A 16,535-nucleotide genomic window follows, 5' to 3' on the forward strand; every position below is an offset into this window, starting at 1 on the left:
CGGCTACCCCGCCGCGACAGGCGCAGGCTTGTCGGCCTTGATCTGGACCTTCATCTGCTTCTTGAGCAACTCATAGTAGGCAGCCGCCTCGGCCGCGCCCCAGGACTGCGCAACGCGTGCGCGATCCCGCTGATCCTCCTCGCCCGTCGGTGGCGTGCGAGCCTCCACCTTGTTCAAGCGCACCACGGCGTATCCGTCGGCGGCCAGATCGACTCCGGCGAAGGCCGGCAGGTTGGCGGCCGGCAGGCGCATGACCGCACTCACCACCAGGGGGGGCTGCTGCTGCGGATCGCTGCGCGACACCGTGATCGCAGCCGGCATGCTGGCGCTTGCCGGCGCGGCCTTCCACGCGGCCAGCCGGGCCTGGCCTTCCTGGCGGGCCAGTTCGGCGGCGCGCTGTTCGGTGGCAAGCGTGCGCACCCGGTCGCGCACCGCATCCAGCGTCGGCGTCTGTGCCGGGCTGTAGCGCGCGATGCGTGCGGCGGCAAGCTGATTGGGGCCGATCTCGATGGCCTCGGTATTGCGCTTCTTCTCGATGGCATCCGGCGAGAACAAGGCCTCGAGCAGGCGCGCATTGGCCAGCGCCCCGGTCGCTCCAGGCGCGGGCGTGCGCAGCACGTCCTTCGCGGTGCGCAGCGTCAGCTTGAGCTTGTCCGCAGCCGGCTGCAGGCTGTCCGCCTGCTCGTATACGGCATTGGTAAAGGTTTCGGCGGCTTCGGCAAAGCGGGCCTGTGCCTGCTGCTGGCGCAACTCGGACTCCAGTTCACCACGCACTTCGGCGAAGCTCTTCTGCTTGGCCGACTTGATGTCTTCCAGCAGGATGATGTGATAGCCGAAATCGGATTCGACCAGATCGCTGATCTCGCCCTTCTTCATCGCGAACGCCGCGTCCGCGAAGGGCTTGACCATGGCGCCGCGCGCGAAGTAGCCCAGGTCGCCGCCACTGGGGGCCGAGCCCGGATCCTGCGAGTTCTTGCGTGCCACGTCGGCGAAGCTGGCGGGCGCCTTGCGCACCTGCTCCAGCAATTGCTCGGCGAGCGCATGCGCCTTGTCGCGCTCGGCCTTGGGTGCATCCTTGGGCACGGCGATCAGGATGTGGCTGGCACGGCGCTCTTCCTGGCTAGCCAGGCGCTCCTGATTCTGCGCGTAATAAGTCTGCAGGTCCTGCTCGCTGACGGTGATGCCGCGCTTGACGCTGTCGAGGTCCAGCACGAGGTATTCGACGTCCGCCTGCTCGGGCACACGGAACTGGGCCAGGTGGTCCTGGTAGTAGCGCTGCAGGTCCGCGTCGGCCAGGCTGACCTTGGACAAGAAGTCCTTCGGATTGAAGTTCGCAACCTGGATGTTGCGCCGTTCATAGAACGGATCGAATGCCAGCCGGGTCTCGGCGGCGGTGGCAAAGCTGGTGCCGGGCACGGCCTCCAGCACCTGGCGCAGGGCCAGTTCGGATCGCACGCGCGACTCATATAACTCGGGCGTCATGCCCTGGCGCGCCAGCGCCTCGCGGTACTGCGCCATGTCCAGCCGGCCGTCGGCTCCGCGCATGCTGGCAATGACCGGATCGTCATGCAGGACGCGCGCCAGACGCGCGTCGCTGGGCAGCACATGGCCCTTCTCGGCGGCCGCGCGCAGCACGCGCTCGCGCACCAGGCGCTCCAGCGTGCTGTAGCGCGCCTGCGGCGTCTCCAGCATGCGGGAATCCAGATTGGGCATCTGCGCGCGCAAACGCTCCACGTTGGCACGGTGTGCGGCATCCCACTCACCTTGCGTCACGTCCTGGCCGTCCACGGTGGCCACGGCCGCACTGTGCTCCATGGAACGGCGGTAGCCATCGACGCCGAACAGTACGAACGACGGGATGATCAGCAAGAACAGCATGACCATCACGATCTTGGAGTGCTTGCGGATGGACTCAAACATGGTGGATCTTTCAACAACACCGCGAGCGCGGTTCGGATAAAGAAAAAGGCGAACTACCGTTCGCCTTTTTGTGTCGGTGGTGGGTGCTGACGGTCTCGAACCGCCGACCTACGCCGTGTAAGAGCGCCGCTCTACCAACTGAGCTAAGCACCCCACCTGAACTCAGTTCAACGCATCCTTCAATGCCTTGCCTGGACGAAACTTTGGTACTTTAGCAGCCTTGATCTTGATGGTCTCGCCGGTGCGCGGATTGCGGCCGCTGCGTGCCGCGCGCTTGCCCACGGCAAAGGTACCGAAACCCACGAGCGAGACGGTGCCGCCCTTCTTCAGGGTGGTCTTGACGGCGCCGATGGTGGACTCCAGTGCGCGGGTGGCAGCGGCCTTGGAGATGTCGGCATGCTTGGCGATGTGCTCGATCAGTTCGGTTTTGTTCACAGGAACCCCTCTGAAGAAATATGGCGTTGACTGGGTGTCGGTGGAATCTGGTCGTCCTGAACCGGCGGGGCCCCTCGGGGACGGCTAGGCGGTTCGGGAAGGGCTGCCGCGACGGTGTGCAGCGAGAGCAGATTAAAGCGATGGACCTAGGCGGTGTCAACAGACTTGCCGTCTTGCGATGGCGCGGAGCCGGGATTCTAGACGCTTTTTCACACGGGTTTTGGTCACAGCGCAGCGGCAATCGCGCGGCCCAGATCCGAGGTCGATGCCGTGCCGCCGATGTCGCGCGTGCGCGGCGCGCCGCTCTTCGGGTCGAGCACCTTCTCGATGGCGGCAAGTATCGCGTCGTGCGCCTCCTTGTGTCCCAGGAACTCCAGCATCATGGCGCCACACCAGATCTGCCCGATCGGGTTGGCGATGCCCTGGCCCGCGATGTCGGGCGCGGAGCCGTGCACCGGCTCGAACAGCGAGGGAAAGCGCCGGTCCGGGTCGAGATTGGCGCTGGGCGCGATGCCGATCGTGCCGGTGCAGGCGGGCCCCAGGTCGGACAGGATGTCGCCGAACAGGTTGCTGGCCACCACGACGTCGAAGGCGTCGGGCCGCTGCACGAAATGCGCGGTGAGGATGTCGATGTGGAACTTGTCCACCGTCACCTCCGGGTAGGTCCTGGCCATTTCGGCCACGCGCTCGTCCCAGTACGGCATGGTGATGGCGATGCCATTGGACTTGGTGGCGCTGGTCAGGTGCTTCCTGGGCCGCGACTGGGCCAGTTCGAAGGCAAACTTCAGCACCCGGTCCACGCCGATGCGCGACATCACCGTCTCCTGCATGACGATCTCGCGCTCGGTGCCGGGGAACATGCGCCCACCGATGCTGGAGTATTCGCCTTCGGTGTTCTCGCGCACGATGTACATGTCGATCTCGCCGGGCTGGCGCGGGCTGCCGTCGCGGCGCACCACCGGAGCGATGATGCCGGGCATGAGGCGGGCCGGACGCAGGTTGACGTACTGGTCGAATTCACGCCGGAACAACAGCAGCGAGCCCCAGAGCGAGACGTGGTCGGCGATCTTCTCGGGCCAGCCGACCGCGCCGAAATAGATCGCGTCATGGCCGCCGATCTGCGCCTTCCAGTCGTCCGGCAGCATCTTGCCGTGGCGCTCGCAGTAGTCCCAGCTCGAGAAGTCGAAATGGTCGAACTGCAGGCCGATGCCGAACCTGCGTGCGGCGGCATCGAGCACGCGCACGCCCTCGGGCATCACCTCCTTGCCAATGCCATCCCCGGCGATGACGGCAATGCGGTGGTGTGAGCGGACGGGCTGAACCATGGCGGAGTCTCTTGAGGAAAGTGGGGCTGTACTGCTGGACCTTCCGGCGCGGCACCGTCGCGCGGCGCCCGGCACCCCCTGAGCGCTAGCGCACTCGGGCGCGGATCTCGGGCAGCGCCTTCTGCAGGTAGTACACCATCGACCAGATGGTGAGCACGGCCGCGATCCAGATCAGCACCGTGCCCCAGAGGTTCGTGTCGATGAGGTCGAGCAGCCGCCCGTCATAGAGCAGGAACGGAATCGCGATCATCTGCACCACGGTCTTGACCTTGCCCAGCATGTGCACCGCGACGCTGCGCGAGGCGCCGATCTGCGCCATCCACTCACGCAGGGCGGAAATGGCGATCTCGCGTCCCACGATGATCAGCGCCACGAAGACGTCGGCGCGGTGCAGGTAGACCAGGACCAGCAGCGAGGCGCAGACCAGGAACTTGTCGGCCACCGGGTCCAGGAAGGCGCCGAAGGCCGAGGTCTGGTTGAGCCGGCGCGCCAGGAAGCCGTCGAGCCAGTCGGTCGCGGCGAACACCACGAACATCACCGTGGCGATGAGGTTGCGCACCGGCTCGGACAGCGGCAGGTAGAACACTCCCACGATCAGCGGAATCGCGATGATCCGCGTCCAGGTCATGATGGTGGGAATAGTCCAGAACATGGCGGCGATTGTGTCACGCGCCGCTCCCCTGCGGCGCTCGATCAGTGCAGGGCGCGGTAGATCTCTTCGGCCAGCTCGCGCGAGATGCCCTCGACCCGCTCGATGTCCTCCACGCTGGCGGCCGCCACGCCGCGCACGCCGCCGAAGCGCTGCAGCAGCCGCGCGCGCTTCTTGGCGCCGACGCCGGGAATGTCCTCGAGCTGGCTGCCGCCCACGCGCACCTTGGCGCGGCGCGCGCGCATGCCGGTGATGGCGAAGCGGTGCGCCTCGTCGCGGATCTGCGCCACCAGCATCAGCGCGGCCGAATCGCGGCCCAGGTAGACCTTCTCGCGGCCGTCGGCAAAGACCAGTTCCTCCAGCCCGACCTTGCGGCCCTCGCCCTTCTCCACGCCGACGATCAGCGCCAGATCCAGCCCCAGCTCCTCGAACACGCTGCGCGCCATCGAGACCTGGCCCTTGCCGCCGTCGACCAGCACCAGGTCCGGCATGCGCGCGGAGCCGCTGGTGGGATGGTCCGGGTCTTCCGAGGCGCGCGCGGCCTCGGCCAGCTTGGCGTAGCGGCGCGTGAGCACCTGGCGCATGGCCGCGTAGTCGTCGCCTCCGGTCACGCCCTCGATGTTGTAGCGCCGGTACTCGCCGTTCTGCATCTTGTGGTGGTGGAACACCACGCACGAGGCCTGGGTGGACTCGCCCGCCGTGTGCGAGATGTCGAAGCACTCGATGCGCAGTTCGTCCAGGTTGTCCGGCACCAGGTCCAGCGCGTCGGCCAGCGCGCGGGTGCGCGCCTGCTGCGAGCCCTCCTCCGCCAGCAGGCGGGCCAGTTGCAGGTCGGCGTTCTTCTGCGCCATCTCCAGCCAGATGCGGCGCTGCTCGCGCGGGTTGTGCACGGCCGACACCCGGGTGCCGCTCTGCTGCGTGAGCGCGTCGACCAGCGCGCGGTCCACCGCGTGGCTGGTGATCAGCGCCGGCGGCACCGGCACGCCCAGGTAGTGCTGGGCGATGAAGGCCTCGAGCACCTGCGCCTCGACCGGCGGCGGCGCCGGCGCGGCCCCTGCATCGGTTTCCGCCTCCATGGCGAGCAGCGCGGCCGCGTCCTCCACATGCACCGGGAAGTACGGCCTGTCGCCCAGGTGCCGGCCGCCGCGCACCATCGCCAGGTTGACGCAGGCCCGCCCGCCCTGCACCTTGACGGCGAGGATGTCCACGTCGCGGTCGGTCGCGGTTTCGATCGACTGCTGGTGCAGCACGCGCGACAGCGCGCTCATCTGGTTGCGCAGCTCGGCCGCCTGCTCGAACTCGAGCTTCTCCGCGTGCGCCATCATGCGCTGCTCCAGCGCACCCATCACCTCCTGCGTCTCGCCGCGCAGGAAGCGCTCGGCATTGGCCACGTCCACGCCATAGGCCTCGGGCGAGATCAGGTCCACGCAAGGGCCGGAGCAGCGCTTGATCTGGTAGAGCAGGCAGGGCCGGGTGCGGTTGCCGAACACCGTGTCCTCGCAGGTGCGCAGGCGGAACACCTTCTGGATCAGCTGGATCGACTCCTTCACCGCCCAGGCGCTGGGAAACGGCCCGAAGTAGCGGTGCCGCTTCTCCACCGCGCCGCGGTAGTAGGCCACGCGCGGGAAGGTGGTGGCCGGCGATGCCGCGCCGCCGCCGCGATGCTCGGGGTTGCCGGTGATCTTCAGGTAGGGATAGCTCTTGTCGTCGCGAAAGAGGATGTTGTAGCGCGGGTGCTGGGTCTTGATCAGGTTGTTTTCGAGCAGCAGCGCCTCGGCCTCGGAGCGCACCACCGTGGTCTCCATGCGCGCGATCTTGCCGATCATATGGCCGATGCGCGTGCCGCCATGGTTCTTGGTGAAGTAGCTGGAAACACGCTTCTTGAGGTTGCGCGCCTTGCCCACGTACAGCAGCACGCCCTCCGCGTCGAAGTAGCGGTAGACCCCCGGCAGCGCGGGCAGCGCCGCCACCTCACTGAGCAGTTGTTCGGAATGCTGGTCGGACATGGCGCCTATTGTGGCCGCGCCGGCCTGGCGCTTCAGGAGCCGGCGCCCGCCGGCTTCGTGCCATAGCGCGCGTGGTAGGCATGGCACAGCTGCACCAGGTCGTCGAAGCCGATCGCCAGCGTGGCCGCCGAAATCGCCACCGGACTGCCGCATAGGCGCGCGTCGGCCTCCGCCAGCGCGCGCCGCACCGGCGAGGCCGCGGCGATCAGCTTCTGCGGATCGGCCACCTTCAGCACCAGGGTGAACTGGTTGCGCACCTTCAGTACCGCGAGGCCGGTGACCTCGGCCCACCGGATGCGCCCGGCCCGCACGCTGCTCACCATGTCCACCAGCCCCTCGGCGTCGAGCACCAGCCCCGGGGAGCGGTCGGCCCAGCCGCGCGCGCCCTTCACCGCGCAGGCAACGGCCGCCAGCAACGCCACGCCGGCCAGGCCGCGCAGCGCGCCCAGGCTCTCGAAGCGCGTCTGCGCCGCCAGCCAGGCGGCATCGCGCGTAGCCAGCCAGACAGAGGCCACCAGCAGGAGCGCGGCCGCGAGCAGCAGCAGGGCGGGCCTGGCGCGGCTGCGGGGAATGGCGTGGGCATCGGGCAAGGTCATGGCGGCGGATTATCGACCTGGCCCCGCCGGCGGCCCGGACACGCACAATGCGCGCCAAAGGACGGCGCATGCACTGGGACATTTTCTGCAAGGTCATCGACAACTACGGCGACATCGGCGTGTGCTGGCGTCTGGCGGCCGACCTGGCCGGCCGCGGCGAACGGGTGCGGCTCTGGGTGGACGACCCGGCCGCCCTCGCCTGGATGGCGCCGCAGGGCGCGCCGGGCGTCGCGCTGGTGCACTGGACGCCCGGCACGGTGCATCCGCCGGGCGACGTGGTGGTCGAGGCCTTCGGCTGCGACCCGGAGCCCGGCTTCATCGCCGCAGCCGCCGCAGCCGGCCGCGCGCCGGTGTGGATCAACCTCGAATACCTGTCGGCCGAGGCCTATGTGCAATGCTGCCACGCCCTGCCCTCGCCCATGCTGCAGGGGCCTGCCGCGGGATGGACCAAGTGGTTCTTCTATCCGGGCTTCACCGCCGCCACAGGCGGCCTGCTGCGCGAGCCCGGGCTGGCCGCGCGGCAGGCCGGCTTCAACCGGAGCGGCGCGCGCGCGGCCGCCGGCGCAGGCGCGGACACGCTCCTGCTGAACCTGTTCTGCTACGAGCCCCCTGCCCTGGCCGAACTGCCGCTGCGCCTGCAGCAGGGCCCGCAGCCCGCCCGGCTGCTGGTGGCGGCCGGGCGCAGCCGCACGGCCGTGGAACGCGAAATTGAGCACAAAAAGTGCCTGAAGCCCAGTAAGAACCTGGGCTGCATGCTATCAATTTCATACCAACCCCATGTCACACAGGAGGCGTTCGACGAGCGCCTGTGGGCGGCGGACCTGAATTTCGTGCGCGGCGAAGACTCGCTGGTGCGCGCGCTCTGGGCCGGGCAGCCCTTCATCTGGCAGATCTACCCGCAGGCCGACGGCGCCCATGCGCACAAGCTCGACGCCTTCCTCGACTGGCTGCAGGCGCCCGCAGACCTGCGCCAGTTCCACCGGGTGTGGAACGGCACCGCCGCAGGCCCCCTGCCGGCCTGGGACCTGCCGGCCTGGGGCGCCTGCGCGCGCGCCGCGCGCGCGCGGCTGCTGGCGCAAGCCGATCTGGCGACGCGGCTGCTCGGGTTCGCGAAGGAAAAACGTTAAAATCCAGGGCTTTGCGCAATTCGGGCAGCGTCTGCAGCACTTGCCTGGTGGCGCCTTTGCCTTTTCGCGGAGCGGCATCCCGCCCCCCGCGCAAGGCCCGCAACCCAGCCCCAACAGGCCCAACCTATGAAAATCGCTCAAGAAATCCGCGCCGGCAACGTGATCATGCACGGCAAGGACCCGATGGTCGTCCTCAAGACCGAATACAGCCGCGGCGGCCGCAACTCCGCCACCGTGCGCATGAAGCTCAAGAGCCTGATCGCCAACTTCGGCACCGAAGTGGTGTTCAAGGCCGACGACAAGATGGACCAGATCGTGCTCGACAAGAAGGAATGCACCTATTCCTACTTCGCCGACCCGATGTACGTCTGCATGGACAGCGAGTACAACCAGTACGAGGTCGAAGCCGAGAACATGGGCGACGCGCTGAACTACCTCGAAGACGGCATGGCCGTCGAAGTGGTGTTCTACGAAGGCAAGGCGATCTCGGTCGAACTGCCGACCAGCGTCGAGCGCGAAATCACCTGGACCGAACCCGCCGTCAAGGGCGACACCTCCGGCAAGGTGCTCAAGCCCGCCAAGATCGCCACCGGCTTCGAAGTGCCGGTGCCGCTGTTCGTCTCGCAAGGCGACCGCATCGAAATCGACACGCGCACCGGCGAATACCGCAAGCGCGTCTGAGCGATGTCCACACCGCAGCAAAAGGCCCCGATCGGGCCAATGCCAGTCAGATAAGCCCAAGCGAAGCTGAAGGCAGGTAAAAAGGGAGCGTATGGACCACGTTCCCTTTTTGCTTTGAGCCTGCTGCAAACCACCCTGAACGAGACATTGGAGGCACTGCCTGCCAATGGGATAGCCGAGTCCCGCGCGAGGTCAGGCGCTCTCGCAGCAAGTTCCCCACAAAGAAAATGCCAGTCAGCGCTTGACTGGCTGGCATTGACCGATCGGGGCGTTTTCTTTGGTAGCGCGCTCACGGCGCCGGGGAATCCGTCTCGCCGGTGGGCTGCAGCAGCCAGCGCCATAGCGTCGAACGGCTGATGCCCAGGCGCCGCGCCGCCTCGGCCCGGTTGCCGCCGCAGGCGCGCAGCGCCTCCTGCGCACGGCGCAGGCGGAGGCTCCCGGGGCCGGCCGGCAGCGCGAGCCCTTCGCGCGCGTCGCCGAACAGCTCGGGGCAATCGTGGCGCAGTTCGTCGTAGACGATGGCGGCGGGCGTGTCGAACTGGGCCAGGAAGACGGCGCTGCGCTCGCACAGGTTTTCCAGCTCGCGCACGTTGCCGGGCCAGTGGTAGGCGGCGAGCAGCGGCAGCAGCGGCGCCAGCACCTCGGTCGCGGGCAAGGCAGAGCCCAGCGCATGCAGGCTGCGGGCCATGAAGGCGGCCGCCATCTGCGTGACGTCCGCGCCGCGCTCCCGCAGCGCGGGCAAGGGCAGGCGCAGCTTGTTGATCCGGTAGTACAGGTCCTGGCGGAAGCGGCCCTGCTCCACCATCTCGCGCAGTGGCTGATGGGTGGCCGCGATGATGCGCACGTCCACCGGTATCGCGGCGCTGGCGCCCAGGCGCGTGATCTCGCGCTCCTGCAGCACGCGCAACAGCCGGCTCTGCAAGGGCAGCGGCATGTCGCCGATCTCATCGAGGAACACGGTGCCGGTGTGCGCCGCCTCGAACAGGCCGCGGCGGCCGCCGCGCCGCGCGCCGGTGAAGGCGCCTTCCTCATAGCCGAACAGTTCGCTCTCCAGCAGCGTCTCGGGGAAGGATGCGCAGTTCACCGCGACGAAAGGCCGCCCGGCGCGCGCGCCTTCGTTGTGGATGGCCTGGGCGAACAGTTCCTTTCCGACGCCGCTTTCGCCCGCGATCAACACCGTCAGGTCGGTGGCGGCAAAGCGCCGCGCCGTCTGCACCGCCCGCATGAAGGCCGGGCTTGCGCCGACCAGGCTGGCAAAACCGTGGCGCGCGCTGCCCTGGCGCCGCCGCTGCTGCATGCGCAGGCTGGTGTCGGCCTCCTGGATGTCGCGGGCGTCGAACAGCGTGAGCGCGGCCCCGACGATCTCGCCCTGCTCGCGGATCGGCGTGCGGTTCACGACCCAGTCGCGCTGCGCGAGCCGCAGCACCGCGGCGCGCTCCTCCTGGCCGGAGTCGAGCGTGGCTTGCAGCGACAACGCCGGCTGCACCTCCTGCAGCGGGCGGCCCAGCAGCGGCGCCGCGCCCGCGCCCAGCAGTTGCTGCATGGCCGGGTTCAGCGCAGTGATGCAGTGCGCGCGGTCCACCGCCAGCACCGCTTCCTGGAGGTTGTGCAACACCCCGTTGAGCTGCTCGTAACGGCCCGCTTCCAGCCGGGCCACGCGGGCCAGTTCGATGGCGTCCTCGAAGCCCTGCCGGATGCTGGCCAGGGAATAGGCCAGCAGACCGTGCAGCCCGGCTTCTTGCGCGAGTTCCACCACCAGGCTGGAACCGACGATCACATGGAAGCCGTCGCGGCGCAGTGCGTCGAAACGCTGGCGCGCGTCGTCCGGCGTGCGGTAGGCGTACTGGGTGATCTCGATGTTGAGCAGTTCCTTGACCGCATCGAGCGCCGGAATCGTCTGGCCGTACATCACCACGCCGACCCGGTTGGCGATGCGGCGCGCCTTGATCAGCGCCTGCAGGATGTCGAAGCCCCCGAGCTGGATGGTCGCCACCGGCGCCTGCAGGCCGCTGCGCAGGATGCTGGCGTTGGAGCCGGCGCTGACGAAGGCGTCGACCGCGCCGTCGCGCAACCGTTCCTGCGCAATCGCCAGCGCGCCGCCGAAGGTGCCGTCGATCGCCTCGATCTCGGCCCGGCCGGCGTATTCGGCCAGCACCGGAAGCGCGAATTCGCGGATCTGGCGATAGCTCACGAAGCACAGGCGCGGCAGCCTGCACCGCGCCGCCGAGCGTGCCACTGAGACATTATTTTTTTCATCCATGTTGCATTGCAATCATAGCAATGGCATCGACCGGGAAAAACATCCATCGAATCAACCACTTGAATGCCGGCGAAGCGCTGGCATGCCGCATGCAGCACCGGGCCGAACAGCGTTTCATGGAGACATCTTGGCCCTCGAACACATTACCGTCCTCGACCTGACCCACATGCTTTCCGGACCCTACGGCGCGATGCTGCTGGCCGACCTGGGGGCGCGCACCATCAAGGTCGAGCCGCCCGGCACCGGGGAAGGCACGCGCCGGCTGCTGGAGCACGATCCGGACTATTCGCGCGGCGGCATGGGCGCCTATTACCTGACGCTCAACCGCAACAAGCAAAGCGTCTGCGTGGACCTCAAGAGCGACACCGGCAAGGCCGTGTTCCTCGATCTGGTGCGCCGGGCCGACGTGGTCATCGACAACTTCAGCGTCGGCGTGACCGAGCGCCTCGGCATCGACCACGCCGCGCTCGCCAAGGTCAACCCGCGCATCATCACCTGCTCGATCACCGGATTTGGCCAGACCGGTCCCCAGACGCAGCGCCCGGCGTTCGACCAGGTGGTGCAGGCCATGGGCGGCGGCATGTCGATCACCGGCACACCGGAAACCGGCCCGACCCGCAGCGGCATTCCGATCGGCGACCTGGGCGGCGGGGTCTTCGGCGCCATCGGAGTACTGGCGGCGATCGCCGAGCGCGAACGCACCGGCCGCGGCCAGCACGTCGACGTCTCCATGCTCGACGCGCAGATATCGCTGCTCAGCTACATGGCCACGATGCACCTGATGTCGGGCATCGTGCCCGAGGGCATCGGCAACGGGCACTTCGTGCACGTGCCCTACAACAGCTATCCCACGGCCGACGGCTACGTGATCATTGCCTGCATCGGCGACGCCTTCTTCGAGCGCTTCGTCGACTGCATGGACCTGCCGGCGCTGCGCAAGCCCGAATACCTGCAGCAGCCGGCGCGCTACGCCGCGCGCGCCGAGATCGACGCGCTGATCGCCGAAGCACTGAAAAAGCAGCCCACCGGCTACTGGCTCGAGCATCTGCGTGCCGCGCGCATTCCCTGCGGCCCGGTCAACAATTTTGCGCAGGCGCTCGGCGATGCACAGGTGCTCGCGCGCGGCATGGTGGTGGACGTGCCGCTGAAGTCCGGCGAAACGCTGCGCATGCCGGGCAACCCGGTCAAGCTCTCGGCCGCCGCCCCGGCCACCTACACCGCCCCACCCGCGCTCGGCGATGACACGGAGCGGGTGCTGCGCGGGCTGCTCGGCTACTCCGCGGAACGCCTGAGCGCACTGCGCGCCGCCGGCGCCATTGCCTAAGGGCTGCAGCGATGGAAGCGATCCTCATCACCGACGTCGCGCCCCGCGACGGCCTGCAGAATCAGCAGATCGCGGTCTCGACCGACGACAAGCTGCGGCTGATCGAACTGCTGGCCCAGGCGGGCGTGCAGAGTGTCGAGGCGAGCAGCTTCGTCTCGCCCAAGGCGGTGCCGCAGATGGCCGATGCCGCGGCGCTGGTGCGACGCCTGCGCGCCCTCCTGCCCGGGCTGCGCAGCTCGGTGCTGGTGCCCAACCTCAAGGGACTGGAGCGCGCGCATGCGGCGGGCGCGCAGGAAATCGCGGTGGTGCTCTCGGCCACCGAAACCATGAACCGCAAGAACATCAACATGGGGCTGGCGCAGGCCGTCGAGGTCAGCGAGCAGACGCTCGAAGCCGCGCAGGCGCTGGGCCTGCGCACCCGCGCCTACGTGGCCGTGGCGTTCGACTGCCCGTTCGAAGGGCAGACGGCGCTGGATGCCGTCCTGCACTGCGCCACCCGCATGCGGGCCGCCGGCGCCGGGGAAATCGTGATCGCGGACACCATCGGCTCGGCGTCGCCGGGACAGGTGAAGCAGCGCCTGGGCGCGCTGGCCGAGGCCGTGCCCGTGGCGCAACTCGCCGTGCACTTCCACGACACCCGCGGCATGGGCGCGGCCAACGCCTGGGCGGCGCTGGAAGCCGGCGTGCGCCGCTTCGATGCCAGCGTGGGCGGCATCGGCGGCTGCCCGTTCGCGCCCGGCGCGGCCGGCAACCTGGCGACCGAAGACCTGGTGCTGATGGCCGAAGGCAGCGGCTTGGCCACCGGCATCGCCCTGCCCGGCCTGCTGGCCGCCGTCGATTTCGCGGAAACGCTGCTGCGGCGCCGCCTGGGCGGCCGCTCGATGGCCTGGCTGCGCCGCCAGCGGCTGCAAGGCGCCGCACACGCCCGCGCGCCCGCGCGGCAAGAGGCGGCGGCCTGACGACACTTCCCCCCGAAAAACACCACCAACAGAGACAAGATCATGCACCAGCACCCCATTGCGCGATGCCACCCCGGCCGCCGCACCGTACTCGCCGGCCTCGGCAGCCTGCTGGCCGGCGGCGCCCTCACGCGGCCCGCACGGGCCCAGCCCGCGCCCGCCAGGTGGCCGTCCAGGCCGGTCACGCTGGTCGTGCCCTATGCGGCGGGCGGGGGCACCGACATCGTCGGGCGCGCCATGGCGCAGCGGCTCTCGGAACTGTGGGGCGAGTCGGTGGTGGTGGACAACCGCACCGGGGCCAACGGCGTGATCGGCTCGGCGCACGTGGCCAAGTCCGCGCCGGACGGCACCACCCTGCTGCTGGTGGTGGGCTCGCACGCGATCAACCCGGTGCTGATGAAGAGCCTGCCCTATGACACGGCCACCGCCTTCACGCCCATCACCAACATCGCCAGCTCGCCCATGGTGCTGGTGGCGGCGGCGCGCGGACTGTACAGGACCCTGCCCGAGCTGCTGCAGGCCGCGCGCAAGGAAGAACTGCCCGTGGGCTACTCGGAAGGCCAGACCCGTCTCACGGCCGAACTGATCCGCCAGGCCGGCCAGCTCAAGATGACGGGCGTGCCCTACAAGGGCGGCGCGCCGATCATGGTGGACATCATCGGCGGCCACCTGCCCGCCGGTGTGACCAGCGTGCTCACCGCCCAGCCCCATGTGCAGGCCGGCAACCTGCGGGTGCTGGGCGTGGCGGCGGACCACCGCCTGCCGATCTTCCCCGACGCCATGACGTTCGAGGAGGCCGGCCTCAAGGGAGTTGAATCGCTCAGTTGGTATGGGCTGTTCGGGCCGGCCCAGATGCCCCGCGCGGTGGTGGAGCGCATCGTGCACGACCTGCGCACCGTCACCGCCGACCCCGCCGTGGCGCGCCAGATGCGCGACCAGGGGGCGCAGGTCGTGCTGTCCTCGCCCGATGACTTCCGCGCCTTCCTCGACCGCGAAACCACCAAGTGGGCCCAGGTGGCCCGGCGCGGCGGCATCCAGCCCGAGTAGGCCCCGCGCAGCACTTTTCCAAGAACCAAAGACGGAGACGAACATGCCCCACTTCCCGATTCCCGCAGCGGCCAGGCCCTGGACGGCCTTTCTCACCTGCGCCTTCGCGCTCGCCATGGCCGCCCCGGCCGCCGCGCAGCCCGCACCGTACCCGAACAAGCCGATCCGGCTGATCGTGCCCTTCGCGCCCGGCGGCGTGACCGACACCGGCGCGCGCGTCGTCGCCGAAAAGCTCGGCCAGCGCCTGGGCCAGCAGGTGGTGGTGGACAACAAGCCGGGCGCCTCCGGCAACATCGGCACGCAGATGGCGGCCAGCGCGCCGCCCGACGGCTACACGCTGGTGGTCGGCTTCGACGGCACGATGGTGATCAACCCCCACGTGTTCGCCAAGGTGCCCTTCGACACCCTCAAGGACTTCGCGCCAGTGAGCAAGATCGGCGACGCCGTGCTGGTCATCGTGACCCATCCATCGGTGCCGGCGAAGAATCTCCAGGAACTGGTGGCCTATTCCAGGACGCAGCCGGGCGGCCTGTCCTATGGCAGCGCCGGCACCGGCAGCACGCCGCACCTCGCCGGTGAAATGCTCAAGCAGCGCACCGGCGCGCAGTTCACCCACATTCCCTACAAGGGCGGCGGCCAGGCCATGGCGGATGTCGTGGGCGGCACGCTGCCCATGCTCTACACCGCGGTGGCCGGGGCCTACCCCTTCATCCAGCAAGGGCAGGTCCGCGCGATCGCCGTGTCCAGCGCGTCACGGCTGCCCTCGCTGCCGAACGTGCCCACGGTCGCGGAGTCGGGCGTGCCGGGGTTCGAATCCAGCTCGTGGATCGGCATCCTCGCCCCGGCCAGGACGCCGCGCCCGATCGTCGAGCAGATCCAGCGCGCGCTGCATGACGTGGTCCAGAGCCCCGACGTCAGGGACCGCCTGGCCAGCCTGGGCATCACCGCCGTGGGCAACACGCCCGATGAATTCGGCGCCCAGATCCAGGCCGATCTGGCCCGCTACGCCGACATCGTGAAGACGGCGAACATCCGCGCGGATTGATGTGGACCACCCCCGAAGCGCCTGCGGCGCTTCCCCCTCAAGGGGGCGCACCCGGTGGCCTGGCAAAGCCAGTTCAACGGGTGCCCTGTCCGGGGTGTCATCATTCAAGTCACTTAGGGCAGCCGCGCTGCCCATGATCAAAGGTCCGGAATCAGCCGCTTGCCCAGGCTCACGACTTCGTCCTGCGCATAGCCGAGCCGGCGGTAGAACTCGAGCACGGCGGTATTGCCGGTGCGCACCAGCAGGTTGATCTTGGGGCAGCCGCGCTCGGGGGCAGCCGCGCTCGGCCAGCAGACGCTCGGCCTCGGCCATCATGCGGCGGCCGATGGACAGGCGCTGCCGGCCGGGCGCCACGGCCAGGTAGCAGACCCAGCCGTGGTGGCCGTCGAAGCCGGCCGATGTCCTTGTGCGGGTCGTTTCAGGGCCGCACCAGACCGCAGGCCTGCCACAGAGCGACGACGGCGGCCTGATCGGCGGTGCGGTAGGCGCGCAACAGTACGCCGCCATGCACGCCCCGGTCCCCGGCCGCCATCGTCAAGGCCTGAGCAGCGTCTTCAGCGCGTTCTGCAGGCGGCGCGCGCTTTGCGCGTCGCTGGCGCCGGCCAGCACCTTGGCGGCGTCCTCGCCCCAGGTCTGGGCCGGGGTGGGGGCGTTGCGGCGGGTGAGCAGCTGCAGTTGCAGCATGCGGCGCGCGCTCAGGTGCTCGGCCGGGGTCGGGACTTCGGCGGCGATCTCCAGGCGCAGCAGGGCTTCGGCGGTATCGCCCTTGTCCTGCGGCGCGGCGCCGAGGGCCTGCGACCAGGCGTTGCGGGTGGCGGGGCTGACGCGGTTGCCGAGTTCCTGCGCGCTCGGGATGGCGGAGGCATCGCGCTTCTCCCAGGCTTCGAGCAGGTGGGTCAGCGCCTCGCCATGGGCCTGGGCCGCCAGCTTGCGCAGCGTGGCCTGGGCGTGTTCGAGCGCCTCGCGCTGGGCGCGGAAGGCGGCGTCGCCCAGGCGCGGGCCGCGCTCCTCGCGTTCCGGGCTGTCTCTTATACACATCTAAAAGGGGGGGGGGGGGGGGGGGGGGGGGGGGGGGGGGGGGGGGGGGGGGGGGGGGGGGGGGGGGGGGGGGGGGGGGGGGGGGGGGGGGGGGGGGGGGGGGGGGGGGGGGGGGGGGGGGGG

At 69.3% G+C, this 16,535-nt stretch carries 12 protein-coding genes, 1 tRNA gene and 3 pseudogenes; 6 read left to right on the plus strand and 10 right to left on the minus strand.

The genetic code is table 11. The features are described 5' to 3' along the window. Positions 1–3: 3 nt before the first annotated feature. From JHD63_RS12995 to JHD63_RS13025, 7 genes and pseudogenes are all read right to left on the minus strand, one after another. Positions 4–1,920, minus strand: coding sequence for a SurA N-terminal domain-containing protein (locus JHD63_RS12995; protein ID WP_198971163.1), 1,917 nt, complete (start codon positions 1,918–1,920; stop codon positions 4–6). Between the two features lie 77 nt (positions 1,921–1,997). Continuing rightward, positions 1,998–2,073: transfer RNA gene (locus tag JHD63_RS13000), tRNA-Val, on the minus strand. Between the two features lie 9 nt (positions 2,074–2,082). Next, positions 2,083–2,367: pseudogene (locus JHD63_RS13005) on the minus strand (HU family DNA-binding protein); the annotation flags it as partial. 212 nt (positions 2,368–2,579) lie between these two features. Continuing rightward, complete coding sequence (locus tag JHD63_RS13010; RefSeq protein WP_198971165.1) at positions 2,580–3,680, minus strand: tartrate dehydrogenase; 1,101 nt, start codon at positions 3,678–3,680, stop codon at positions 2,580–2,582. Positions 3,681–3,765: 85 nt separating this feature from the next. Next, a complete protein-coding gene (gene pgsA / locus JHD63_RS13015; RefSeq protein ID WP_198971166.1) occupies positions 3,766–4,332 on the minus strand; it encodes a CDP-diacylglycerol--glycerol-3-phosphate 3-phosphatidyltransferase in 567 nt (188 codons plus the stop codon). Between the two features lie 41 nt (positions 4,333–4,373). Then, complete coding sequence (gene uvrC / locus JHD63_RS13020) at positions 4,374–6,335, minus strand: excinuclease ABC subunit UvrC (protein ID WP_198971167.1); 1,962 nt, start codon at positions 6,333–6,335, stop codon at positions 4,374–4,376. Positions 6,336–6,367: 32 nt separating this feature from the next. Beyond that, positions 6,368–6,931, minus strand: coding sequence for an STM3941 family protein (locus tag JHD63_RS13025; RefSeq protein ID WP_198971168.1), 564 nt, complete (start codon positions 6,929–6,931; stop codon positions 6,368–6,370). A 68-nt stretch (positions 6,932–6,999) separates the two neighbouring features. Here JHD63_RS13025 and earP point away from each other — a divergent pair, with 68 nt between their 5' ends. After that, the gene (earP, locus tag JHD63_RS13030) at positions 7,000–8,058 is read left to right on the plus strand and encodes an elongation factor P maturation arginine rhamnosyltransferase EarP (protein WP_198971169.1); all 1,059 of its coding nucleotides are present in this window, start codon (positions 7,000–7,002) and stop codon (positions 8,056–8,058) included. 126 nt (positions 8,059–8,184) lie between these two features. Then, positions 8,185–8,739 (plus strand): elongation factor P, encoded by a 555-nt coding sequence (gene efp / locus JHD63_RS13035; RefSeq protein ID WP_198971170.1) that lies wholly within the window; start codon positions 8,185–8,187, stop codon positions 8,737–8,739. Between the two features lie 289 nt (positions 8,740–9,028). On the opposite strand, the gene prpR is transcribed toward efp, so the two are convergent. Then, the gene (gene prpR / locus JHD63_RS13040; RefSeq protein ID WP_198971171.1) at positions 9,029–10,999 is read right to left on the minus strand and encodes a propionate catabolism operon regulatory protein PrpR; all 1,971 of its coding nucleotides are present in this window, start codon (positions 10,997–10,999) and stop codon (positions 9,029–9,031) included. A 127-nt stretch (positions 11,000–11,126) separates the two neighbouring features. Here prpR and JHD63_RS13045 point away from each other — a divergent pair, with 127 nt between their 5' ends. The 4 genes from JHD63_RS13045 to JHD63_RS13060 all read left to right on the plus strand — a co-directional run bounded on the left by JHD63_RS13045 (position 11,127) and on the right by JHD63_RS13060 (position 15,374). Next, complete coding sequence (locus JHD63_RS13045) at positions 11,127–12,323, plus strand: CaiB/BaiF CoA transferase family protein (RefSeq protein WP_198971172.1); 1,197 nt, start codon at positions 11,127–11,129, stop codon at positions 12,321–12,323. 11 nt (positions 12,324–12,334) lie between these two features. After that, a complete protein-coding gene (locus tag JHD63_RS13050; RefSeq protein ID WP_198971173.1) occupies positions 12,335–13,282 on the plus strand; it encodes a hydroxymethylglutaryl-CoA lyase in 948 nt (315 codons plus the stop codon). Between the two features lie 42 nt (positions 13,283–13,324). Next, on the plus strand, positions 13,325–14,329 hold the full coding sequence (locus JHD63_RS13055; protein ID WP_198971174.1) for a tripartite tricarboxylate transporter substrate binding protein: 1,005 nt from the start codon (positions 13,325–13,327) through the stop codon (positions 14,327–14,329). Between the two features lie 115 nt (positions 14,330–14,444). Next, the gene (locus tag JHD63_RS13060) at positions 14,445–15,374 is read left to right on the plus strand and encodes a Bug family tripartite tricarboxylate transporter substrate binding protein (RefSeq protein WP_233168079.1); all 930 of its coding nucleotides are present in this window, start codon (positions 14,445–14,447) and stop codon (positions 15,372–15,374) included. Between the two features lie 137 nt (positions 15,375–15,511). Here the strand turns inward: JHD63_RS13060 and JHD63_RS13065 are convergent. Further along, positions 15,512–15,906, minus strand: a pseudogene (locus JHD63_RS13065) (GNAT family N-acetyltransferase). 2 nt (positions 15,907–15,908) lie between these two features. Continuing rightward, positions 15,909–16,394, minus strand: a pseudogene (locus JHD63_RS13070) (DUF349 domain-containing protein); the annotation flags it as partial. Positions 16,395–16,535: the final 141 nt, after the last annotated feature.

Origin of the sequence: Xylophilus sp. ASV27 (genome assembly GCF_016428875.1) — a bacterium.
In the GTDB taxonomy this organism is placed as follows: Bacteria; Pseudomonadota; Gammaproteobacteria; order Burkholderiales; family Burkholderiaceae_C; genus Xylophilus.